This is a genomic window from Clostridium beijerinckii, assembly GCF_008705175.1.
In the GTDB taxonomy this organism is placed as follows: domain Bacteria; phylum Bacillota; class Clostridia; order Clostridiales; family Clostridiaceae; genus Clostridium; species Clostridium beijerinckii.
Genome location: NZ_CP043998.1, coordinates 612,246 through 636,790, shown reverse-complemented (window position 1 = coordinate 636,790; position 24,545 = coordinate 612,246). Strand labels below are relative to the sequence as shown.

Genomic DNA, 24,545 nt, shown 5'->3' with positions numbered 1-24,545 from the left:
AATTTGAAAACATTTACTACCGAATCTATAATTAATCACTCTTGTAAGAAAATATTTAATACTTTTGTAAAATCTGCAAAGGCAAACTTTCCTGACTTTAAAGAAAAAAGAGCTGTTGGAACCTATTCTAAGCAAAAGAAGAATAAAAGATTTAGGGTTGAAATAACTGCATTTGAAAGAGATAAAATCTACGAAATAACTGCTAGAAATAGAAGAGAATCCTTTATAACTAGATATCAACTTATTCCTATTTCTGAAAATGAGACTAAACTCATTTTTACTGAGATAGAAAGTGATAGAAACATATTTGGAAAAATAAATTCTGCATTAACTTCTTTACTTTTAGGTAAACGTCAACCTGATGAATTTAATACTTTTATAAAGAACTTAGAAAAATCATTAGCTTCCTAATCAACATATTTTAATCTTTCATATAGAAAGCATTGTCATTAATAAATTGTTTCTAATAAAAACTACTTTAACTTTTAATGACAATGCTTTTTATAATTCATATATTCTCCACTTTTATACTAAGTGAATTAGGAATAAAAAAACTTTATTAAGCTGCAGTATCTATTTACAAATTATCAGTCTGCCTAAAATACACATAAAAATAAGATAGGACTAGTTTTATCACATAGCCTATCTCGAAAACTTGTTGATATTGTAATATCTATTTTATATATTTATTTACTAATCTAATCTCCAGTTTTTACTTAGAAATTGCTTTTCTATACATTATAGATATAAATTTATTTCCGCTTTTATTTATTCATGTATTTGAATTATTATATTTCTTCTATTGCCAACAGTCTAGGGTTACTCCCCTCTTGTATTTTAATATATACTTTTGCCATCTTCATTTGTAAATCTTTTATTACTGTTTTTACTCTACATATAAAATAATAATCTTCAATTCCATTTGTAATTACTGCAACCGGATTGAACTTCCATCCCTTTATGCCATCTAGTGCTTTTCTAAGCATTTGTTTGTCTTCTATTGTAATTTTATCTTTAATTTTTAATTCTTCAATTTCTCTTAACATAAATATCAAACTCCCTTCCTTATGAATATACTATTATTTTTTCTTGTCAGTTCTTTGTCAAACATCTTAATCATTTCTTAATATATTGTTAAAAAAAAATAACTAATAAATTAATAGTATTAAATGATATAAATCTGTCCCAATAAACTCAAAATATTAGGCAGCATGTGAGCTAATTTAACCGAAAAAAACTAGTATGCTCTATACTAGTTTTTTCAAATCTTTTGCATTACATAATAAAAAATCACACTCTTATTTATAAACAATGTGATACGTTAGCGTGATATTTACCTTAAATATGCACATTGGGAAATCAGTTTTCCAAAACTCTTCTGACTGATTGTATTAATCTTTCATTTCTAAATGGTTTAACAATGAAATCTTTGGCTCCAGTTTTTATGGCTTTAATAACAATATCGCCTTGTCCCATTGCAGAACATATAATCACCTTCGCATTAGGATTAATCTCCATAATTGATGATAGTGCACTAATTCCATCCATTACAGGCATTGTAATATCCATTAGTATTAAATCAGGATTTAATTGCTTATATTTTTCAATCAACACTTCTCCATTTTCTGCCTCATCAACTACTTGATATCCTTCTTTTTCTAAGGAATTCTTTAAGGTAACTCTCATAAATCTAGCATCATCACAAATTAAAATTTTGTCATTCATTTCATTTTCCTCCTATTCATTTCAAATAGGCAAAGACTTGCAACTGGCTGCCATCCTTTCAAAAGGAAAAGGCCCTCTAGCTTTGCGTCACAGTTTTTCAACTGCTTTGCCAATTTAATATTAAATTTAACATTAAATATATCGTACTTTTAAATAAAAACTTTATTTTGCTTATCTAACGTTTATTGTTAATGTAGTATTGTTAAACTTCCATAGATTATTATCCTAATTAGCATTTATCTACTTTTTATACAATTATTATCGTTACATTTCACTAAGTTTTAAACTTTTCATAATAATTCTTTTTCTTAATATACTCAGCAATAAGCTATATTTTTTACTCCTTAATTGAAGTGCGAAGAATTATCTATTACTATTTAGAATTATTTGATGTTAGCCTTCATATAATTAAAAGAAACCTCTTGAATGTTATTTGTTTCTCATTTAGTTACTCTCCATTCATAATCTTTTTTTATTTTAACCTATTCACTAGCCCCTTCACTTTAGGGGCTATTTTGTTTTAAGATAAAGTAATACTTATCTATATCAAAATATGTAAAAAACTAAATCCTCTAACTATATGAATCTACAGTCAGAGGATTTTTAATTAATTATATTCAGAAAAGTCCCTTTAGTACTTAATAAAGCATACTTTCATAACCACTATCTGAATTCTAAATCCACCATTCCGCTCATCTTCGCTTAGGCTAAAAAGTTATGTTTAATTTAACTTATCTGTTTATTCATAGAGATTTCTAGTAAACTTTTTCGTCTAATTCCAAGCCATAAGGCAATTCCTATGAGACATGAGAGTCCTTCTGTAGCTGTCATAGCCCAAATAACACCATTAACAGCAAATAGCAAGTTTCCTACAATCAGAATAGGTACAAATAAAACACCCCTCACAGCGGCCATAATATTTGATTTCACACCATCACCTTGAGCTTGAAAAATTCCAGTAAAAAATTCACATAGGGCAGCAAAAACAGTTGAGGAAAGTTGAGCTATAAGGGTTATTTGACCAATGGCAATAACATTAGGATCAATACTGAAGATGCCAATAATCTGTAACCTGAGTGCAAATAGAACTGCTCCTAAAGTTAATGTTAAACCAAGCATATACAATATAGTTTTCTTAACAATTTCCATGAGACGCTTTTGGTTATTTGCAGAGTAAGCAAATGCAATTAGTGGTACAACTCCCATTGCAAAGCCCATACCAATACAATCTACAATTTGGACAACTCTTTGTGCGATTCCAAATCCCGCCACAACACTATCTCCATAAATCATAGAATAATTATTGAATAGCAGGCTTATGATAACAAAAAATCCACTCATTAATAAAGCTGAAACTCCAACCTTAAAAATCTCACCATAAATTTCTTTACTTGGTTTAAAGTCCTTAATTGACAAGCTCTGAACAGTACTCTTCTTTTGCAAATAATATATAAAATACAAAACGGAAACTATATTACCACAAACAGAGGCTAGTGCTGATCCCATAACATTCATATTTAGAACGAAAATGAAAAAGGGATTAAGTATTATATTAATAATAATACCTGCTATGGTACCAGTCATAGAAATAGTGGATGCACCCTCTGCACGTACAGCTGCGTCAAGCGCCATATTAACAATGATAATTGGAGCTCCAATAACAAGTACCATAACAAAATTTCTTGTATATTGTAACGTTTCGCCACTTGCTCCTAAAAGCGGCAAAATAGAGGATAAAAAAGGCAGACATATCATCATAAGAATAATACCCATAAGCATTGATGACCAAAAGTTAATAGAACTAACTTTTCGGGTATTGTCTGTATTGCCTTCACCTAAAAGTCTTGATATATATGTTCCAGAACCTACTCCAAACATTTGTCCAATTGCCATTAATACTAATGAAAATGGTAATGCCAGTATCACTGCCGCCATCATTGCAGTATTATTAAGTTTACCAACAAAAAAAGCATCGATGATATTATATACAACTGATGCGATACTACTTAGTATCATAGGAGTAGCCATGTGTATTATTGCTTTTGTAACAGGTGCCTTTTCAAGATAGTAGAGTGATTTTTCATCTATATTTTCTGTGTTTTCCATATAAAAAACTCCTTTCGCATTGTATTTAAGTAATAAAATTTGCCTTAACAATAATATTATTTCTAAAGCCCGTTTGGCTTCTACAAAACATAGTATATGTCTGCAATTTAAACTAAACTTAAATGGAACTTAAACTCAATGTAAACAAAAAATTACAGTCTGTTAATTCAGACTGTAATAATGAACATATTTAGCTTCTATTTGCACATTATCAAAAAAATAACAAGTCAATCTGCCTGAATATTAGGACTTGTTATTTTCTTTCATATACCTTAGGCAGCCAAATAATAAATTCTGTACCTTTTCCAATTTCACTTGTAAGAGATATTTTCCCTCCATGTAAGTCAATAATCTTTTTTACTATTGAAAGTCCAAGTCCGTTTCCACCCAAAGAACGATTACGAGCTTTATCTGCTTTATAAAACCTCTCGAAAATCCGCGGTTGATCTTCCGATGAAATACCTATACCTGTATCGGAGACTTTACATTCGACCCCGTCTTCATTGTTATATAAGTTAACACCTATATTTCCGTTTTCTGGCGTAAATTTAATAGCATTATTAAGCAAATTTATAAATACCTGACTTAATAAATCTTCATCTCCGCATATCATAGTTTCTTCAAGAGAAATATCGAGTGTTATATTTTTTGCCGACCACTGTGGCTCTAACATAAGTAAAACACTTTCAATTTGCTTGTTTATTTCATATTTCTTTAAGTTTAAATTATTGTCTTCTGATTCCAAATTAGATAATCTTAATAGATTTTCGCTTAATTTAGATAATCGTTTACTTTCAGTTTCTATTATGCTGGCATAATGTGATATCTGATCCTTATCTAAACTTCCTTTTTTTAACAGAGTAGCAAACCCTGATATAGAAGTTAATGGTGACTGTATTTCATGTGACACATCTGATATAAAATCTTGGCGTAGTTTCTCCAAAGACCCTAGCTCCTTTGCCATTCTGTTGACATTGTCTGCTACCTCATTAAAAGGATCGAGTTCATTTGTTTTAACAAGTACATTGAAATCACCAGAAGCTATCTTGTTCATGGCTTCAACAGCTCCGCTTAATATTGGAAAATGTGAAAGATCAAATTTTTTATGTTTATTAGCGAAGCGCCAGTGCATATATATAAATGCTTTCCAACCTAGAAAATATATCACAGCAGAAGTTAAGCTTTGAACAATAAATATTATATGTAGAGGAATGCTTTCTGACTTACCGAAAATAAATATACAAATGTAATATCCACTAGTAAGACCAAGTAATGTTATAATAAAAATTAGTATTAGCGAAAAAAAATACCTGTTCCCTTCCCTCACTTCACTTCCTCCACTCTGTAACCAAGACCCCTAATAGTAGTAATTTTGAACTTGTAAATATCAGACTGAAACCTCTCTCTAAGACGATTTATATGAACGTCAAGTGTTCGTTCGTTTCCTTCAAAATCAAGACCCCAAACCTCTTCTATGAGCCTGTCACGAGAAAGGGTTTTACCCGGATAACTTCCAAGCATGAATAAGAGTTCAAATTCCTTCATAGGTATATCGAATTGTTCATTATTACTAATGACTGTATAACTACTTTTATCCATCACTAAATTACCAATATTAATAATCCGTGAAGCAGCTACTTTATAGCGTCTCAAAAGGGCTTTTATTCTAACAAGTAACTCATCAATCTCGAATGGTTTTGTTAAATAATCATCTGCACCAATTTCAAAGCCCTTTACTTTTTGGGAAAGCTCGCTTTTGGCGGTCAACATTAAAATTGGCATATCCTCATAATATCTGCGTGCTTGCTTACAAAATTCATAGCCATCCATTTGAGGCATCATAATATCAAGTACACAAAAATCAATTTTTGCCTCTCCAAGTTTTTCTAATGCATCCCTTCCATTTACAGCCTCAGCTACAGAAAATCCTTCATCTTTTAATACTGTACAAATAAGCTCTCTGATATAATCATCGTCATCTATAACTAAAATCTTATTCAAATCTATCACCTTCCTCTTTTGAGTGTAGAATATCAATGTAAATACAATATAAATTGATCTGTATTTTAGTTTATTATTTTTATATTAAATTACCACCCATCTAAAACAATGGGTGGCAAATAGCTTTTATATAAGATTTTAAAACATTAAAATTACTTTATTGCTTAATTAGCTTCACTACAGTTTCAACGTGAGGTGTATTTGGAAACATATCCTTAACTTTAGTTTTAATAACTTTATATCCCTTTTCCGTAAGCACTCCAAGGTCATTAACTAATGTCTTTGGATTGCAGGAAACGTATATTATCTCTGGTGCATTAAATTTAATTACATAATCTAACGCCTTAGGATGTACTCCAGTTCTTGGTGGATCTAATATTATTATATCCGGTTTAACTTTTACTGTTTTTATTATTTCTGCTACATCACCAGCTATAAATTCACAATTATTTAATCCATTTAATTTAGCATTTTCTCTTGCAGCTTCAACTGCTTCTTCAATAAGTTCTATTCCTATTACTTTCTTTGCATTTGGAGCTACTATTTGCCCTATTGTTCCTGTACCACAATAGAGATCAAATACAATTTTTTCTTCACTATCTCCCATAAACTCTTTAACAATAGAATATAGGCTTTCTGCGCCTTTTGTATTGGTTTGAAAGAATGAAAATGGAGAAATATTAAATTGTAATCCTAGTAATGTTTCTCTAATATAATCTTTTCCAAATAACACATTTACCTTTTCTGGTATTACTGCATCTGATTTCGAATTATTTTCAGTATGAATTATAGATACTAAATTTCCTTTATAACTTTGATTTCTTAGCAATTTAACATATTCACTTAAATCAAAGTCTATCTGAGTAGTAGTAACTAAATTAACTAATATCTCGCCAGTATTTTGAGCTTTTCTTATCACTAAGTGTCTTAAATAGCCTTCAGCTTTCATTATTCTATAATAAGGCAAATCTTTCTCTCTAAAGTAATCAGCAGTCAATCTAATAATTTTTCTATAATCCTCATCAACAAGTTTACATTCATCTACAGTTAATATTCCAAAGGATTTTCCTCTCATATGCATACCTAATGAAAGTGGCTCTCCCTTGGCTTCATCACCAAATGTAAATTCCATCTTATTTCTATATTCCCATTGGTTAGGGCTTCCTTGAATGCCTAGATACTCTCCTGTGTCAACATTTGCTTCTCTAAATAATTCTTTAACTTCTTCACTTAAAAATTCTAATTGTTTTTCATATGGTATACTTTGTGATGAACAGCCTCCACAAACTCCAAAATGAGAACATGGAGTTTCGATCTCATAATCAGCTCGTTCATCTACACTTATTAATTTTAACTCCGCATAATCTTCTTTCTTCCTTTTTACCCTACCTGTAACTGTTTGACCTGGAAAAGCATTCTTAACATATATAGTCTTATCTTCTGCATAACCTATTCCTGTCGATGGAAATTGTAACTTTTCTATTTTAACGCTTAAATCGCTTCCTTTTTTCATCATCTACTCCTAAGTACTTATATTTTAAAATTTTATCTCTAATAAAAATTAAGAATATAAAAAGTGATTTTTATATTCTTTAAATTATGATAGTAAATTCAGTTTATAAATTAATTCATATTTAATATTTTTTTCCCAAAAGTATTTTCTAGTTTACTCTTTTCCATTATTGGGCCATAAATACAATTTATAATAAAATATATTATTCCTCCTGCTAAAATTATAGATCCATTATCCCTTACGAACATGTATCCACATAATTTTAAGATTATATCACACAATAGTACTAATAAAGCTGAACCAGCAATCATTAATAACTGATCAAGTACGTTAGCTAATATAATTTTAGAAGAAGATTGTTTATCTGATTCTTCATCACTGGTTATTAAACTTTCAACCTCTTTATTAACATTGTTATCTGTTTCTTCTTCAGTATTCGAAATCTTTTTAATTTCGTTTTCTTCCACTTCATCGTTTATTTCATTTTCATTCAAGTTATCTTTTTCCAAAAAATTTTCCCCCTTGTAATCTACTTCATACTCATTTCACCATCAGCAAATTTGTATTTCTTTGTAGATAATTTATATATTATACACGTTTTGGTAGCTAAGATCTCTTCCTTTAAGCCATCAATTGTGTTATTAATCTGAACTTGGTTTTCACCACTTTTTAGTCTATCAATTATTTGTTTATTTATGTCTGAATAATCTCTACCTTCTTGGTCTGTAAATGCTTCTATGTACTTTTTAAAAGATGTCTTTCCTAAGTCAAAATTATTATTCTTTATTGCACTCTCACCATCAAAATTTAAGCTCAACTTTAGACTTATATCACCAGTCTCTAAGTTATCACCATATGTCTTCATTCCAAAATACATACTTTCAATTTTATTTACTTCTGGCTTTTGATTGTCAAAATATATAGAATTATCATTTACAGATTCATCTTTTTCTTTTCTTGTTTTCTCATCTTTTGTATATTTTACCCCTAAATCCTTGGTTATATTCTCCATCTTTGATAATTTATCTTTAAATAGCTTTTGTGTTTGATCTAATGTATAATTTTTTGCCCATTTTCCCTCTAAACTGTCATCATTAGAGTTTGTACTACTTTCCGTTGTTGTGTCCGTTTTCTTTGTTGAACTATCTGTAGCATTTTTACACCCAGCTAATGATGCTGCAACTATTATGCTCATAAGTATACTTATAACCTTTTTAGACACTAAATTTTCCCCCTTATTTAAATTAGATGTTATTTTTATGTCTAACTAATATACGGCAAATGAATAATACAATTTTACCATCAGTGTATTACAACTATGTGTCAATATTATACCTTTTTTCTTATCTAAATGATATTATGTTCTCTTTTGTAGACTGCTTTTACATTCATTTAATATAATTAGTTTTGATATACCACTGTTTATTATATATTTTTTTACTTCTTCATGCAATTATTATAACGTTAACAAGCATTAATGTAATATATTTGTAAGTTGTTCAAATTTCAATTTGTTCCTTTATTCGCTCAAACATGTTATCTCCTATTCCAGATACATTTTTTATTTCCTCAATTGATTTAAATCCACCGCTTTTTTCTCTATATTCAATTATGCCTTTTGCTTTTGAATCACCTATGCCATTTAATGTCTTTAATTGGTCTAATGTTGCACTATTTAAATTAATTTTTTTATTTGAAATATCTTTATTACTAGAATTTGAATTTACAGTTTGGATTTCCTTGTTTTCATCATTTTTATTTGAAATATAAATCAATTCATGATCTTGCAACTTTTTTGCTCTATTTATATTACTTAAATCTGCATTTTCAGTAAGCCCACCTGATATGTCTATGAGATCCTTTACTATTGAGTCTTCACTCATTGTATAAACATCTGGCTTTTTTACTTCTCCTTTTATTTCTACAACTATGTTCTTATTTTTAGCTACAACTATTTGTTTCTTGCTATCCTTATTATTTGATTTATTATTATTTTTAACATTAACTGATTCATCATTTGATGTATCAGCCTCAATACTATCATCTACAAAGATACTTTCAGTATCATTTTTCTTCAGCTCTTTAAACCCAGATTTCACATATAATCCTATAAGTACAATTACCACAATAAATAGCATACTTAATATGCCGATTTTTTTCTTATCTTTTAAGAACTCTTGTACCACTTCTTTTTCTCCTTTATAATTTCTCCTTAATTATTATTTCCACTTTTTTATTATTTAGACTCTTATTGGAATCTATTTGAACTTTGTATAGCGTAAATTCTTTTTTTTTGATAAAATGTATTTTGAGTACTATTAAAAATATTTAATATAAGTATGGAGAATTTTATGAAAAGAATTTTTAAAACATTTAATATATTATTCTTGTTTCTATTTTGCTTTACCTATAGTAGTGTGCAAGCAGAAACACAGCCTCCACAGATTAACGCTGAGGGTTGCGCTTTAATTGATGCATCTACTGGACAAGTGTTATATGGGAAAAATGAAGAAAAAGTTTTAGAGCCTGCTTCAACTACTAAGGTTATGACTGCAATTATAACTTTAGAAAAGTGTAAACTAGATGATGAAGTGACAGTTCAAGAAGATTTCACCAAAATAGATGGAACTGCTGTTGGTTTATTAAAAGGTGATGTAGTAACTGTTCGCGATTTGCTTTTAGGGCTTCTTTTGGAATCAGGAAACGATTGTGCAAATGCTTTAGCTGATCACATATCAGGAAGCACAGAAACATTTTCTAAACTTATGAATGAAAAAGCAAAAGAACTGGGAGCTTTACACACAAACTTTAAAAATCCAAGTGGATTACCAGATCCAGAACATACAACTACTGCACACGATTTAGCGTTATTTTTAAGAGAAGCTATAAATAATAAAGATTACGTTCAACTATCTACTACACCAAATTACACAATAACGCTTAAGAATAACCCTTCAAAAACTATTGTACTTAACAATAAAAATTATATGATAAATAAGAATTCTAGATATTATTACCCTTTTGCTCTTTGCGGTAAAAATGGTTATACAACAAAATCAAATCATACTTACGTAGCTGCTGCAGAAAAGAACGGACATGTTCTTGTAGCTTCATTTTTAAATGCGCTTGACAAAGATCAAAACTTCCATGATATGCAAGCAGTCTTAAATTATGGCTTTGATAATTATTCTTTAGTTCACCTTTACAAAAAAGGCGATGAAGTTTCACAGTACAAAATAACTAACAATCTTACAATACCTGTTATGGCCTCAAAAGATATTGATTATGATGTTCCTAAGGGTCAAGAAGATTCAGTATCTTCTGAAATAAAAATACAGGATCAGGATTTAAGCAAACAATCATTTAATGAAGGTGATAATATACTAAAAGGTACTGTTTATGTCAATGACAAAGAATATACAACTATGGATTTAGCTGCTGGAACATCTAGAAAGTATGAATTTCCCCTTTCTATTAATTCATTGTCAAACAATGCAAATTCAGAACTCTATATAGGATCTGTCGCTATTGTTTTAGCAGGAGTATTTGGATTAAGGAAGCTTATAAATATAAAATTAAAGAAATAAAAATAAAGGAAGCAACAGATGACTTCCTTTATTTTTATTTAAATATATATTAATTATAAAAATTTACTTTGCATTTAAATATCCACAAGCTTTCAAATATTCAGCTGAAAGAACTCCGCCACCTGCTGCACCTCTTAATGTATTATGAGAAAGACACACAAATTTGTAATCGAATATCTTATCTTCTCGTAATCTTCCCATGGATATTCCCATTCCATTTTCATAATCTCTATCTAAATTAGTTTGAGGTCTATTATTCTCCGTGAAGTATTTCAAAAATTTCTTTGGAGCACTTGGAAGCCCTAGAACTATTTCTGGAACTTTGAAGTTTTCCCATCTACTAATTATCTCTTCCTTCGAAGGTTTGTTCTTAAAACTAACATAAACTGCTGCCAAATGTCCATTTGCTACAGGTACTCTTATACATTGAGTTGTAATAATCGGACTATTAGCATTTATAATTTTACCCGATTCTATTTGTCCCCATATTTTTAGTGGTTCCTTCTCACTCTTCTCTTCTTCACCATCAATAAATGGTATCACGTTATCAATAATTTCAGGACACTCATTAAAAGTTTTACCTGCTCCGGAAATGGCTTGATAGGTGCATGCTAGAATATTTTTAGGCTTGTATTCCATAAGGGCACTTATTGGGGGAACATAACTTTGAATTGAGCAATTGGGCTTTACTGCTATAAATCCTCTTTTAGTTCCTAAACGTTTCTTTTGGCTTTCAATAATCTGTGCATGTACTCCATTTATCTCTGGAATTAACATCGGTACATCATCCACATTTCTATTAGCTGAATTATTTGAAATAACTGGTGTTTCATGTTTCGCATAATCTTCTTCAAGTAACTTAGTTTGTTCCTTATTTAGAGAAATTGCACAAAATACAAAATCCACCATACCAGAGATTTCTTCAACTTTAAATGCATCCTTAACTACCATATCCTTATATTTTTCAGGTAATGGTGTTGTCATCTTCCATCTATTAGCTATTGCCTCTTTATAAGTTACTCCTGCTGAATTTTTACTTGCCGCTAGCACTGTAACTTCAAACCAAGGATGATTTTCTAATAAGCATAAAAACCTTTGTCCAACCATTCCTGTGGCACCTATTATACCAACCTTCAACTTATCTCCCATTAAAACCACCTCTTAAAATTAATTTTGCTTATCTATTATAAGTATGATATCATTTATGCATATATTAGTAAAATTGATAATTTCTATTAACATAATCAATTATTTTGATGGAGATGATTATATGGACTTTAAACAACTTAATGCTTTCTTAACGATAAGCAAACTTCAAAGTTTTACTAAAGCAGCCGATAACCTGGGCTATGCTCAATCTAGTATAACGACACAAATTAAGCTTTTGGAAAGTGAGCTTGGTGTAAAACTTTTTGAAAGAATAGGTAAAAACATAACTTTAACACATGAAGGAAAGAAACTTCTGCCATATGCAAAACAAATATTAAAACTATCAAGTGATGTAAAAAATGCTGTACTTAATACTGACGTTCCAAGTGGTACATTAACAATTGGTGCTGCTGAATCTTTATGTGTATTAAGACTTCCTGAAATCCTTAAAGAATACAAAAAGCTATATCCTGAAGTGGATATCTCTTTAAAATTTGGAAATTGTGCTGAATTTAAATATTTCTTAAATGATAATATTATTGATGTAGCATTTTCATTAGGTGTAAAAATTAATTCAGCAGAATTTATATCAGAAATCGAAATTCCAGAGCCAATGTTGCTTTTAGCATATCCTGGCCATCCCCTTATAAATAAAAAAGAAGTATTTCCAAAAGATATAGAGTCAGAACCACTTATATTAACAGAAATGGGATGTAGCTACAGAGCTACATTAGAAAATATATTAAACAGTTGCAATATAAAGCCAAATGTAGCTATAGAAACAGGAAGTGTTCAAGCTATTAAACAATTTACAATGAGTGGCCTTGGAATAACCTTACTTCCAAAGGTTGCTGTTGATGATGAAATAAATAGTGGTAAACTTGTTCCTCTAAATTGGGAAGGCCCTGACTTTGGAATAATATCTCAAGTACTTTATCACAAGAACAAATGGATCTCTCCTGCTCTAAAAGAATTCTTAAATTTATCAAGAAGTTTTATGGAATCATACTTACAATAGAATAATTCAAAAGCTCAAGCAACTTATTAAATTAGATGCTTGAGCTTTTTACATTGTTACTTATCATATTAAATTTATTTCAATTTACTAATTAATTCTTTCATATCATCTGGAAGTTCTGCTCTTAATGAAAGTATTTCACCACTCCTTGGAGATTTAAAATCTAATCCAAATGCATGAAGAGCCTGCCTTTTTATTAAATCTTCTTCATCCCCATCTCCATATAATGTATCACCGTAAATAGGATGACCCAAGTGACTCAAATGCACTCTAATTTGATGGGTTCTTCCAGTCTCAAGTTTGCATTCTACTAAACTTGATTCATTGTATTCTTCAACAACTTTATAGTGGGTTATGCTCCTTTGGCCTCTCTCATCAATAACTCTCCTAATGCCATTTTCAATTCCTTCAGGTTTATATATTGGTAGATCAATTGTCCCTTGTTTTTCTTTCATAATTCCATGAACTAATGCCAAATATTTTTTTTCTACCTTATTTTCACTCATTTCTTTAGATAGCATTCCATGAGAAAACTGATTTTTAGCAATTATAATAAGACCTGATGTATTCATATCTAATCTAGAAACTAATCTAACTATACAATTTTGACCGCTCTCCATAAAATAATTTATTACTCCATTTGCAAGAGTCCCACTTTGATAACTTTTAGTTGGATGCACCACCATAAAAGGTTTCTTGTTGACTACTAAAATATCTTCATCTTCATAAACTATATCTATATCCATTTTTTCTGGAGCTATATCCTGACTTTCATCTTTTGCCAGATCAATTTTAATAATTTCTCCCTCATTTAGAACTCTATTCATTTTTACAACTTCATCATTAACAAATATTCTTTTACCAAGAGATGCACTTCTAATTAATCTTGTTGATAAGCCAAGTTCCACTTTTAAATATTCTCTTATTTTAGTGCCCTTCTCTATGTTAACAACCTGTTTTTCTAAAATACTCATATAATTTATCTTCTCCTCATATAGTATAATTTAGGAATATGTCAAATTGATAATGCACAATAACGATAATACTCCTTCTAATATCTTTGTATTTTTACTAACCATACATATCCATTAAGTTTATGTGCATTACTCTACTAGAAATAAGCAACATATTATGTGGAGTGTTTCATTGAGCCACCACAAAACTCTAAATTAACTTTACTTACCAAAGGTTTCAAAATCCTTACCTAAGATTATAATCACATCATAATCTTTATATTCTTTCTTGTTATCTTTTTCATCATTTTCTTTTATATTTAAATCCTGTTTAATAGTCTTTAATTTATCAGCATCATTACTAAGTATCTCACTTTTATCACTAAGTTCAGTATTGCCAGTATCAACTTTTGTATACCCAGCATCATTTAATTCCTTTGCTACTTTTGCCGCCAATCCATTAATCTTTGTGGCATTTAAAACCTTAATCCTTATATCATCTTTTGCTGCTCCTTCTGCTGATTTATTAGATGCAGAAGATGAAGTAAGTGATGATAATATATCTTTATTTTCATTTTTATCAACTATTAAAAATGACTCTCCATTTATGGTTTTTGGTGTTCCACTTACAGTTGCCATTGTTACATTTTCCTTTTTTATACCAATAAATTTAAACCCATATACTAAAATATCAGTTGGTGACAGATTAGTTTCTACATTATCTCCTAATGCTGTCATTATTTTAGGTGCTCTAAATATTACAAAAGGACTTGTACACTTTTCAATAACCTTAGAAATAAATTTTTGTTGATTTTCTATTCTATCTAAATCTCCATTAGCAAGTCCACTTCCATCATTATTTTTTCTCCACCTAAAAAATTCCTCTGCTTTCTTACCATCTAGAGTTACAGTTTCACCGGCTTTAAAATTTATATGAAGATTCTGACCTTCATCATCATAAATCATATTTCTATCGATTTTCATTTCAATTCCTCCGATAGCATCAATGATTTCACGAAAAGCATTGTAATCAACTTTAACTATATAATTTATATTTATATTCAGTAGATTTTCAACTTCTGATTTTATCTTCGGATATCCACCAATTGCATAAGCTGAATTTATTTTAACATTTCTATCATTTATACTTATTAACGTATCTCTTGGAACAGACACAATACGAATACTTTTTGTTTGAGGATTATAATTAGCTACAATTATTGTATCCGTTCTCTTTATTGATTGATTATTTACCTGCTTCGGATCTCCTATATCCATACCAAGTAACAAGATATTTACTGGCTGATTAAATGATACACTTGCACCACTTGGCATTGACTTGCTCTCAACCTTCATTAAAGCATAAACCCCAGATACCATTGATACTATAACAAAAGTTATTATAAGAGATATAATACCTAAAACTAACTTTTCAAATACTGTTGTAGAATCATTATCCTTTTTAAAAATTTTTGAGAATGCTGTATCTCTCTTTTTATTAGTTTTCCTTCTCATGCACCCACCTCTTATAAATTTTCTTTACTTAATATAATATACGTTAAGTAACCTCTCTAATCTCATTAAATAAGTCGAAATTTCTATTTATATAAATACTTATAATTTAAATTCAGGATTAAATAGAAAATAATTTCGTGCCTTTATAGTATTTTCATCAATTAATAAGTTCCTAGCCAATAATATTTTTATGCTACTAGTCAAACCAAAATAGACTCCTTTATCCAAGTTATTAAATGTAGTTCTTCTTATCTCATCAACCCCATCAAAATTTCTTCCAGGTTCTATCATATCTGCTATATAAATAATCTTTGTTAAAGTGGACATATCCTCTTTACCTGTAGTATGCCATCTTATGGCATCCAGTATTTCATCGTCATCAATTCCAAGTTTATCTTTTGCCTCTATTGGTGCAACAATACTGTGCCATAAATTCATATTCTTTTCTTCTATCTCAGAGATAATAACATTATTTTCTTTCATCATTTCTCTCATTTTATCTATAGATAAATTTTTAGCAACATCATGAGCAAGACCTGCAATTTCAGCCTTCTTTTCTGAAACTCCATTTAGCTTTGCTAACCTCTTTGCTGTGTCTGCAACTCCCAAAGTATGCATATAACGCTTTTCTAATAAATTAGATTTAAGATACAAATTCATTTCTTCTATGGATAACAAGATAACTTCCTCCTAAAATTAAATATATTTCTAAATGAATCAACTTATATTTCTATAAATCACCAGACCATTAGCTTTATGAAATTCTATCTATATAGCCTATTTTTATAGATAATATCCGAAACTCTCTCTGGCACAAAAAAATCTATTCTCTTATTTTCATGTACTCTATTTCTTATATCAGTTGATGATATTTCAAGTTCTTTCAAATCTAAAACAATTATTTTTCCATTATACTTTTCTTCTATCATATGTTTCCTATTTATCATATCACTTTTGTTTATTCCTCCTCTTGAGAACACCACAAGAGTTGCTAGTGAAAAGATTTTTTTTACTTCTTTCCACTTTTCCATGCTAAACAAACAATCTGCTCCAGTTATAAAAAACAATTCATTATCTTTATCTCTATCACTAATCTTATTTTTGAAATACTCTAATGTTTCATGAGTAAAACTAAGTCCGCCCTTCTCTATTTCATAATCCGATACAGAAAACTCGCTAAAGTGCTCTATCGCTGCTTTAACCATACTATACCTTAATCCAGGATCTGTAATTATGTTATTGGCCTTAAGCGGCTGTATTCCTGCCGGCATAAAGATCACTTCATCTAAGCTTAATTTTTCTTTAGCTTCATAGGCTATATATAAATGCGCATTATGAATAGGGTCAAAAGTACCACCTATTATACCAAAGCGTTTCATAAGATTTCCTCCAAAAGTATTATACTTATTATAATCATATTAAAAATTCCTTTTTTATTATATCATGAAGTAAACTTAAATATTATTTTTAATATCTTAATTTTTATAAAAAAAGAAGCTTCTATAAAAGCAGCTTCTCTATTAATTATTTCCTATATATAATTATTTATTAGGTAATTCAATTTTTCTCTTTTTCAAATTGCTAGATTGTTTATATAAAACTATCTTATTACCTATCGCTTGAATTCCTTCACATTTTACAGCTTTACATATCGTATCAGAAGTTTCTCTTGTTTCTAAACCACTGTTCTCTAAAACTTTTATTTTAATTAATTCTCGAGCTTCTAATGCTTGTGAAACTTGTATTAAAAAGTTTTCCTCAACACCATTTTTACCTATTTGAAATATTGGTGAAATATCATTAGCTAATCCTCTTAAATAAGCTCTTTGTTTTCCTGTTAACATATTATTTATTCCTCCTAAAATTTTTCAACATATTTGTTGTATTAATTATCCCTGGGGGTTATTTTTCAACTTATAACTTAAATTTCACTGCACTCAATTATAAGCAGAACATTTTTATATATCAATATAATATTAAATTTGAATTAATTAAAGTATATATTCAAATTCAAAATCATTTAATCTAACCATATCACCGTCTTTTACTCCCATTTCTCTAAGTTCATCAAAAATACCTTTATTTCTAAGAACCTTATGGAAGTATCTTAAAGAATCTGCATCATTTACATTTACTGCACTTAGTAATCTATCTACAAATGTACCTTCAACTATATAAACATCATATCCCTCTTCTTTATTATGTTCAACAGTAATATCATAAGTAAATCTCTTTTCTTCTGGTATATACATTTCATCTTCTGAGATTTCTAATTCTTTAACTGGAATATCCTTAAGTATTCTTGCCGCTTCTTTCATAACAGCATCAACACCTTCATTAGTAGCTGCTGACATCTTAAATACTTTATCAAATCCCATTTCTTGAACTTTCTTTTTAAAATCTTCAAATATGCTTTCATCATAAAGCATATCAGATTTATTAGCCACAACAATTTGAGGTCTATCCCAAAGCTTTACAGAATACTTCTTTAATTCCTCATTGATTTTAATGAAATCTTCAAAAGGATCTCTTCCTTCAACACCAGATATATCGACTATATGAATTAAAAGTCTAGTTCTCTCGATATGTCTTAAAAATTGTATTCCAAGTCCAACACCTTCTGCTGCTCCTTCAATTATTCCTGGAATATCAGCCATTACAAAAGGATCAATTCCATCAACAGCAACAACACCTAGATTAGGTTTTAATGTAGTAAAATGATAATTTGCAATCTTCGGTTTTGCTTTTGTTGTCATTGATAACAATGTTGATTTACCTACATTAGGGAATCCTAATAATCCAACATCAGCGAGTAACTTTAATTCTAAAACTATATTTAACTCGTCTCCTGGCATCCCTGGTTCTGCATAATGAGGTGCTTGCTTAGTAGCAGTAGCAAATTTAACATTTCCCTTTCCACCTTTTCCACCTCTTAATAATACTAATTCTTGCCCCTTATGAGAAAGATCTGCAATTATCTTATTAGTTTCTGCTTCTCTTATAATGGTTCCCATAGGTACCTTTATATATAAACTTTCACCATCTTTACCGTAGCATTTTGAACCGCCGCCATTTTCACCAGATTCTGCAATAAACTTTTTCTTGTATTTAAAGTCTAATAACGTTGTTATTCCAGTTTCAACTTGAAAAATGATGCTACCACCCTTTCCTCCATCTCCACCATCTGGTCCGCCTAGAGGTACATACTTTTCTCTTCTAAATGAAATAGCACCATTACCACCGTTACCAGATTTAACGAAAACCTTCGCCGTATCTATAAACATAAAAATCACCTTTCCTTGTTTGTTTTACTTTATCATCTTAATATAAAATTTTTTAGTTCTATTATTACTTATTCTTTCCTAAAAAATATTGCTTTATTATATAATATTGGATTTAATGTCTAATCTCAATATATATTATCATAAAAATATTAAGGCATATCAAAGAAAATAACATCTAAAATGCTAGTCTATTTCTCTGATATCTGTCACTCTAGACATCGGCACCTTCTTAACTCATTATTTTCTTTCATATGCCTTAAAAAAGCACTCTTAAACTAAGAGTGCTTTATTTCTAAAATAATTATTCAGCTATTGCTTCAACGTCTACTGGGTAAACACTTGCTCTTTTCTTATCTCTACCAAGTCTTTCGAATTTAACAACTCCATCAACTTTAGCAAATAAAGTATCGTCCTTACCTTTTCCAACATTTTCACCTGGGTGAATTTTAGTTCCTCTTTGTCTTACAAGAATGTTTCCAGCAAGAACAAATTGTCCGTCAGCAGATTTAACTCCTAATCTTTTTGATTCAGAGTCTCTACCATTCTTAGAACTACCAACCCCTTTTTTATGAGCGAATAATTGAAGGTTCATAATTAGCATGTGACTACACCTCCTCTTTTATTAAAGTTATATATTCTCTACGTTTCTTTTTCCCTACTAATTGATCAAATCCTAAAATTACACTTTCCAAGCTTTTTTCAAAAGTTTTTAATAAAACTTGAGCTTGATTTAGTTCTTCTAGATTAAAATCTTGAAGGTCTAATTTCAAGTATCCATCTTGTATTTCGTATGTTGAATTAAGTTCTAAAACTTCATCCAAACCAATAATTACACTTTGAGATAAAACTGAAACTGAATTACATATCATATCAAATGCTTCACCTACTAAAGCAGGCTCATTTGAAAAATCTCTGTCATTACCTATAGCGTGACCATTTATTACGAATCCAACAATATCATTATTATGTTGTTTGATTTTTACTTTAACCATAATTTTATTATGCTTCGATCTTTTCGATTACTAGCTTAGTGTAAGGTTGTCTGTGTCCATTCTTTCTTCTATAGTCCTTTTTAGACTTATACTTGAAAACTACAACTTTCTTTGCCTTACCTTGTGCTGCAACCTTAGCTACAACTTTAGCTCCTTCAACTACTGGCGCACCAACTTTGATACCTTCCTCAGTTCCTACAGCTAAAACTTCGTTTAATTCAACTGTTGAGTCAACATCAGCGTTAAGTTTTTCAACGTATATTACGTCTCCTTCTTGAACTCTGTATTGTTTTCCTCCTGTTGCTAATACTGCGTACATTAAAACACCTCCTCATAACGGTCTCGCCACTTTTGGTACAAAGATTCAACTTTGTTTTACATAAAACCTTACGTGCGCGGTCTACAAAAGCCAGTTTATCATATTTCTATTACTTTGTAAAGTATAATCTATAATTTATCCATATAAACATAATTTAGCATGATTGTTAACTGATTTAATACTTTTCTATAACTGTAACTTTATAATCTTTTAAATTATCTTTTTGCCCCTGAAATATCAGTGGTTCAATTTTATATCCTTCTATATTATCTACATAATTTAGATATATCTCTTTATCTAATCCATCTATTTCTTTCATAAACTCAAAAATATTTTCTCTTATTCTATCTTTATAAACGCTATCCATTTGTATATGAAAACAATTTATAGAACTTTCTTCCTGCATCCTTACTATATCATTTTTTATTAGCCCTTCAATATAAGATAACTTTAGAATTATTCCTCTTCCTTTACATAGGCTGCATTCTTCTTCCATATATTCATATATACTTTTTCCTTGCCTCTTTCTAGCTATTTGAACCAAATCTAGCTGGGTAAATGGGAATATCTTTACATTACCTTTATCTAACCTAAGACTTTCCTTAAGTGCATCCATTACAATATCTCTTTGACTTTTATCTCTCATATCAATAAAATCTATTACTATAATTCCACTTAAGTTTCTAAGCCTAATCTGTTTTCCTATTTCTCTAGCCGCTTCTAAATTAGTTTCCAAAATTGTTTTATTGAAACTTTTCTCCTTTATGTTTTTTCCACTATTAACATCAATAACATACATTGCTTCAGTTCTATCAATTACTATGTATCCTCCACATTGTAGGTTAACTTTATTATGCCTCAACCTTAATATTTCTTTCTCAATTCCATAAAAATCAAAAAGTTTTCTATATCCTTCATACTTCTCTATTTTTAAATTTTCCTGTCCTTTTGCAAAGCTTGATATCTTATCAAAATCAATGCTATTATCAACATAAATTTTTATAATTTCTTCTCCAGAAAAATTCATCAAAAGCTTAGTTAATGTTAAATCTTCACCATAAATCTTTCTTACTCCTAATGAATGTTTCATTTTTTTATCTATATTTTGAAATTCATCATAAAGCTTAGAAATCTCATTTTTAAGAATATTTATATCTACATTTGCACCTTCTGTCCTTACTGTTATGCAAACATCTTTTAACGGTTCAATATTCCTCAATAGTTCTATTTTCTTTTCTTTATCTTCTATTCTCTTAGAAAATTCTATTCCTTGTTCATAACAATTTAAGACAATATATTTCCCGGGAATTGACACCTTTGCAGTTAATTTGGCGCCTTTATCATTAAGAGGCTCTTTTAAAACTTCTACTAGTATATCGTCTCCCTTTTTTATTCCTTTTGCCTTTAATTCATCACTATAATATAGGTAACCTTCTTTATCTAAACCCAAATCAACAAACACTGAGTTTATAGCCGGAATTATATTTTTAATTCTTCCCTTATAAATTTCTCCTATTATCGGTTCATTCTTGCTTTCTTCAACAATGCTTTCTATTAATTCATTATTAGATTTAATAGCTACCCTTAAAATTCTTTCTCTTCTCTCAACAAAAATCTCTTTCATTCTATAACACATCCTAGTCAATGCACAATGCACAGTTCACAATGCACAATTAGTGAGCAATTTCCTTTGAAAATCTAATTATCATATAATTTGATACCTTAGTATTTTGCATTTATTATAATTTTTAAAATCTCTTAAGAGATTTATTCCTTAATTGTGTATTGCGCATTGTAAATTGTGAATTATATATTTATACACATTTATATAATGGTACAAGTTTATTATTCTTGTAAAAATACATTTCTTCTCTTTTGGTATTAACAAACGAATCTAAAATCGCATTTGAAGTTTTTTCTTGGATATAACTAACAAGTAAATCTGCACTTAAATGTTCCCTACTTCCTGTACTTATAACTGCATTAAGAATTAAGAACTCATCTTTAACCCAGAAACTAAACTCCTTAACAAAAGCCCTTATATTGACTTCTCTTTCACCTTTTTTGCTTTTCTTGACTGTATTCCACTCATTAATTTCTAAAAGTTTACCAACTTCCTCTTCTAAATTTGAGACATCAGAATACTTAATTTTTATAGTATATCTTGCTGCATCAATTAAAGCCATAGCTTGAGGAACTTTCTTTTCTCCTTCTTTATAAGGAATTGCAAGTGCACTTATATATTTTATTCCACTTGGCGCGGTCTCATTTAATTTATCCACAATTTCATTTTCATTCACCTCAGTTGTTAACACCATATCCATATACTCACCACTTGAATATACTCCTACTGATAAAGGCTGTGCTATTGATGTATTCATATGTGGATTAAATCCTTGAGAGTATTCTATAGGTAGCCCCGCTCTTCTAATATTTTTTTGAATAGTTTTAAGCACATCTAAATGAGATATAAACTTAATATTTTCCTCTTTAGTAAATTTAGTTAAGTATCGCACCTTCAAAACACTCCCCATCTTTAAAGTTCACATTAATTCCACATCCTGTACATCCTTCTCTACAGTTTTGTGTTAACTCTGCTCTTTTAGCTTTTTCATTTTCTATTTCTAAATATTTTCTATTTACTCCAATATCAATGAAATCCCATGGTAATACTTCATCATAGCTTCTTTCTCTGTATGCATAGAAATCTACATCTAAATTACACTCTTCTATAGCTTCCATCCATACGTCAAATTTAAAGTGTTGATCCCAACCGTCGAATCTAGCACCCTTTTCAAAAGCTTTAATTAAAACATCACATAATCTTCTATCCCCTCTTGCAAAAACAGATTCCATTACTGATGTCTTTTGCTCATGATAGTTATAAACTATACATTTTGATTTAATTGAAGATTTAACAGCCTTGATTTTTTCAGTAACCTCATCAAACTTCGCCATTGGTGACCATTGGAATGGAGTAAATGGTTTCGGTATAAGTATTGATGTACTTACTGTAAGTCTTAAACCTTTATTATTATTTATCTTATTAGGCACTTGTTTATATCTATATACTATTTTTTCTGCTAATTCCCCAATTCCTCTGCAATCTTCAAGCTCTTCATATGGAAGTCCGACCATAAAATAAAGCTTTAAAGTTTTCCACCCAGCTGCAAATGCACTTGTAGCTGCATCTAAAATTTTATCTTCAGTAAGACCCTTGTTGATTATGTCCCTCATTCTTTGAGAACCTGCTTCTGGAGCAAAAGTTAATCCTGTTTTTCTTACCTTTTGAATATCCTTAAGCAAATCTACTGAAAAAGCATCAACTCTTATAGACGGAAGTGCTATACCAACTCTGTCGTCTTCATGCTCATTAACTAAATCTGTAATTAATCCTTTTATATCAGAATAATCGCAAGTACTTAATGATGAAAGAGAAATTTCTTCATATCCTGTACTTTTGACTAATTTTCTTGCTAAATCCTTTAAATCTTCCCTTGTCTTTTCTCTAACTGGTCTATAGAGCATACCTGCCTGACAGAATCTGCACCCATTTGTACATCCTCTGAATAACTCTAGAACTATTCTATCGTGAACAATTTCTGAATAAGGAACTATTATATCTGTAGGAAAATCTACCTTAGTATAATTATTTATAATTCTCTTTATAATAGTTTTTGGTACATCATCATACTTAGGTCTAAATTCTTTAATTGTATTGTCTTCATTGTAAATAACATCATATAAGGAAGGCACATAAATACCTTGTATTTTAGATATTTCTCTTAGAAATTCTTTCTTCTTACCTTTTCCTTTATACTTCTTATAAACATCTAAAACGTCATTCATCATTTCTTCGCCTTCACCAATTTCAAAAAAATCAATGATATCATATAACGGCTCTGGATTATATGCGCAAGGTCCACCAGCCATAACTATTGGCTCATCTTCTCCTCTTTCTGATGCCCTTATAGTGATATCAGACATATCAAGCATATTTAAAATATTTGTATAACTCATCTCATATTGAAGTGTGAATCCTAAGATATCAAACTCCTTTAGAGAATCTTTTGTCTCTAATGTAAATAACGGGATATTATTTTTTCTAAGTTGCTCTTCCATATCAGGCCATGGTGCAAATGATCTTTCGCAATATGTATCACTTCTTTGATTTATAGTATGATAAAGTATTCTGCTTCCTAAATGTGACATTCCTACTTCATAAACATCAGGAAAGCAAAATGCAAATCTTATGTCAACTTCCTTTAGATCTTTAACAATCTCATTTAATTCTCCACCAGTGTATCTACTTGGTTTTTCAACTTTAAATAAGATATCATCTGAAATTTTATTCATTAATAAATTTCCTCCTTAAAACACACC

General features: G+C 29.7%; 25 protein-coding genes and 1 riboswitch. Of the genes, 3 read left to right on the top strand and 22 right to left on the bottom strand.

Annotated elements, in window-relative coordinates:
• Nucleotides 1-3 precede the first annotated feature (3 nt).
• Complete coding sequence (locus F3K33_RS03135) at nt 4-411, top strand: DUF3284 domain-containing protein (RefSeq protein WP_011967888.1); 408 nt, start codon at nt 4-6, stop codon at nt 409-411.
• Between the two features lie 377 nt (nt 412-788).
• Here F3K33_RS03135 and F3K33_RS03130 read toward each other — a convergent pair whose 3' ends face one another.
• The 9 genes from F3K33_RS03130 to F3K33_RS03090 all read right to left on the bottom strand — a co-directional run bounded on the left by F3K33_RS03130 (nt 789) and on the right by F3K33_RS03090 (nt 9,531).
• Nucleotides 789-1,046: a hypothetical protein gene (locus F3K33_RS03130; RefSeq protein WP_011967887.1), complete on the bottom strand. Its 258-nt coding sequence runs from the start codon at nt 1,044-1,046 to the stop codon at nt 789-791.
• 313 nt (nt 1,047-1,359) lie between these two features.
• The gene (locus tag F3K33_RS03125; protein WP_011967886.1) at nt 1,360-1,725 is read right to left on the bottom strand and encodes a response regulator; all 366 of its coding nucleotides are present in this window, start codon (nt 1,723-1,725) and stop codon (nt 1,360-1,362) included.
• 35 nt (nt 1,726-1,760) lie between these two features.
• Nucleotides 1,761-1,846: riboswitch (cyclic di-GMP riboswitch) on the bottom strand.
• A gap of 605 nt (nt 1,847-2,451) precedes the next feature.
• The gene (locus F3K33_RS03120; RefSeq protein ID WP_039770307.1) at nt 2,452-3,831 is read right to left on the bottom strand and encodes an MATE family efflux transporter; all 1,380 of its coding nucleotides are present in this window, start codon (nt 3,829-3,831) and stop codon (nt 2,452-2,454) included.
• Between the two features lie 253 nt (nt 3,832-4,084).
• The gene (locus F3K33_RS03115) at nt 4,085-5,158 is read right to left on the bottom strand and encodes a sensor histidine kinase (RefSeq protein WP_023973701.1); all 1,074 of its coding nucleotides are present in this window, start codon (nt 5,156-5,158) and stop codon (nt 4,085-4,087) included.
• Nucleotides 5,155-5,832 (bottom strand): response regulator transcription factor, encoded by a 678-nt coding sequence (locus F3K33_RS03110; protein WP_023973702.1) that lies wholly within the window; start codon nt 5,830-5,832, stop codon nt 5,155-5,157. Before F3K33_RS03110 ends, F3K33_RS03115 begins: the two co-directional genes overlap by 4 nt.
• Before the next feature lie 157 nt (nt 5,833-5,989).
• Nucleotides 5,990-7,345: a 23S rRNA (uracil(1939)-C(5))-methyltransferase RlmD gene (rlmD, locus tag F3K33_RS03105; protein ID WP_023973703.1), complete on the bottom strand. Its 1,356-nt coding sequence runs from the start codon at nt 7,343-7,345 to the stop codon at nt 5,990-5,992.
• A 110-nt stretch (nt 7,346-7,455) separates the two neighbouring features.
• A complete protein-coding gene (locus F3K33_RS03100; RefSeq protein ID WP_023973704.1) occupies nt 7,456-7,854 on the bottom strand; it encodes an RDD family protein in 399 nt (132 codons plus the stop codon).
• Between the two features lie 20 nt (nt 7,855-7,874).
• A complete protein-coding gene (locus F3K33_RS03095; protein ID WP_023973705.1) occupies nt 7,875-8,567 on the bottom strand; it encodes a hypothetical protein in 693 nt (230 codons plus the stop codon).
• A 277-nt stretch (nt 8,568-8,844) separates the two neighbouring features.
• A complete protein-coding gene (locus F3K33_RS03090; protein WP_039770309.1) occupies nt 8,845-9,531 on the bottom strand; it encodes a helix-hairpin-helix domain-containing protein in 687 nt (228 codons plus the stop codon).
• Nucleotides 9,532-9,696: 165 nt separating this feature from the next.
• Between F3K33_RS03090 and F3K33_RS03085 the strand changes: the two genes are divergently transcribed.
• Nucleotides 9,697-10,932, top strand: coding sequence for a D-alanyl-D-alanine carboxypeptidase family protein (locus tag F3K33_RS03085; protein WP_039770311.1), 1,236 nt, complete (start codon nt 9,697-9,699; stop codon nt 10,930-10,932).
• Nucleotides 10,933-10,995: 63 nt separating this feature from the next.
• Here F3K33_RS03085 and asd read toward each other — a convergent pair whose 3' ends face one another.
• Entirely contained in the window at nt 10,996-12,081 is a 1,086-nt protein-coding gene (asd, locus tag F3K33_RS03080; RefSeq protein WP_023973708.1) for an aspartate-semialdehyde dehydrogenase, read from the bottom strand.
• A 121-nt stretch (nt 12,082-12,202) separates the two neighbouring features.
• Here asd and F3K33_RS03075 point away from each other — a divergent pair, with 121 nt between their 5' ends.
• Nucleotides 12,203-13,099 (top strand): LysR family transcriptional regulator, encoded by an 897-nt coding sequence (locus tag F3K33_RS03075; protein ID WP_023973709.1) that lies wholly within the window; start codon nt 12,203-12,205, stop codon nt 13,097-13,099.
• Nucleotides 13,100-13,173: 74 nt separating this feature from the next.
• Here the strand turns inward: F3K33_RS03075 and F3K33_RS03070 are convergent, their stop codons facing one another.
• The 12 genes from F3K33_RS03070 to F3K33_RS03015 form a co-directional block, all read right to left on the bottom strand.
• Nucleotides 13,174-14,073: an RluA family pseudouridine synthase gene (locus F3K33_RS03070; protein WP_039770313.1), complete on the bottom strand. Its 900-nt coding sequence runs from the start codon at nt 14,071-14,073 to the stop codon at nt 13,174-13,176.
• 201 nt (nt 14,074-14,274) lie between these two features.
• A complete protein-coding gene (locus F3K33_RS03065; RefSeq protein WP_039770315.1) occupies nt 14,275-15,567 on the bottom strand; it encodes an LCP family protein in 1,293 nt (430 codons plus the stop codon).
• A 99-nt stretch (nt 15,568-15,666) separates the two neighbouring features.
• The gene (yqeK, locus tag F3K33_RS03060; protein ID WP_011967863.1) at nt 15,667-16,245 is read right to left on the bottom strand and encodes a bis(5'-nucleosyl)-tetraphosphatase (symmetrical) YqeK; all 579 of its coding nucleotides are present in this window, start codon (nt 16,243-16,245) and stop codon (nt 15,667-15,669) included.
• A gap of 86 nt (nt 16,246-16,331) precedes the next feature.
• Nucleotides 16,332-16,946, bottom strand: coding sequence for a nicotinate-nucleotide adenylyltransferase (gene nadD / locus F3K33_RS03055; RefSeq protein ID WP_011967862.1), 615 nt, complete (start codon nt 16,944-16,946; stop codon nt 16,332-16,334).
• A 162-nt stretch (nt 16,947-17,108) separates the two neighbouring features.
• Nucleotides 17,109-17,411 carry a ribosome assembly RNA-binding protein YhbY gene (gene yhbY, locus F3K33_RS03050; RefSeq protein ID WP_023973712.1) on the bottom strand — a complete coding sequence of 101 codons (303 nt, stop codon included), beginning with the start codon at nt 17,409-17,411 and terminating at the stop codon, nt 17,109-17,111.
• A 147-nt stretch (nt 17,412-17,558) separates the two neighbouring features.
• Entirely contained in the window at nt 17,559-18,851 is a 1,293-nt protein-coding gene (gene obgE, locus F3K33_RS03045; RefSeq protein ID WP_023973713.1) for a GTPase ObgE, read from the bottom strand.
• Between the two features lie 301 nt (nt 18,852-19,152).
• Nucleotides 19,153-19,452 carry a 50S ribosomal protein L27 gene (rpmA, locus tag F3K33_RS03040; protein WP_011967859.1) on the bottom strand — a complete coding sequence of 100 codons (300 nt, stop codon included), beginning with the start codon at nt 19,450-19,452 and terminating at the stop codon, nt 19,153-19,155.
• Between the two features lie 4 nt (nt 19,453-19,456).
• Nucleotides 19,457-19,843 (bottom strand): ribosomal-processing cysteine protease Prp, encoded by a 387-nt coding sequence (locus F3K33_RS03035; RefSeq protein ID WP_011967858.1) that lies wholly within the window; start codon nt 19,841-19,843, stop codon nt 19,457-19,459.
• Between the two features lie 7 nt (nt 19,844-19,850).
• A complete protein-coding gene (gene rplU, locus F3K33_RS03030) occupies nt 19,851-20,162 on the bottom strand; it encodes a 50S ribosomal protein L21 (RefSeq protein ID WP_011967857.1) in 312 nt (103 codons plus the stop codon).
• Nucleotides 20,163-20,337: 175 nt separating this feature from the next.
• The gene (locus F3K33_RS03025) at nt 20,338-21,786 is read right to left on the bottom strand and encodes an Rne/Rng family ribonuclease (protein ID WP_039770318.1); all 1,449 of its coding nucleotides are present in this window, start codon (nt 21,784-21,786) and stop codon (nt 20,338-20,340) included.
• Nucleotides 21,787-21,976: 190 nt separating this feature from the next.
• On the bottom strand, nt 21,977-22,678 hold the full coding sequence (locus F3K33_RS03020) for a TIGR03936 family radical SAM-associated protein (RefSeq protein WP_017209731.1): 702 nt from the start codon (nt 22,676-22,678) through the stop codon (nt 21,977-21,979).
• Complete coding sequence (locus F3K33_RS03015; protein ID WP_039770320.1) at nt 22,662-24,518, bottom strand: TIGR03960 family B12-binding radical SAM protein; 1,857 nt, start codon at nt 24,516-24,518, stop codon at nt 22,662-22,664. The genes F3K33_RS03020 and F3K33_RS03015 overlap by 17 nt, the downstream gene beginning before the upstream one ends.
• Nucleotides 24,519-24,545: the final 27 nt, after the last annotated feature.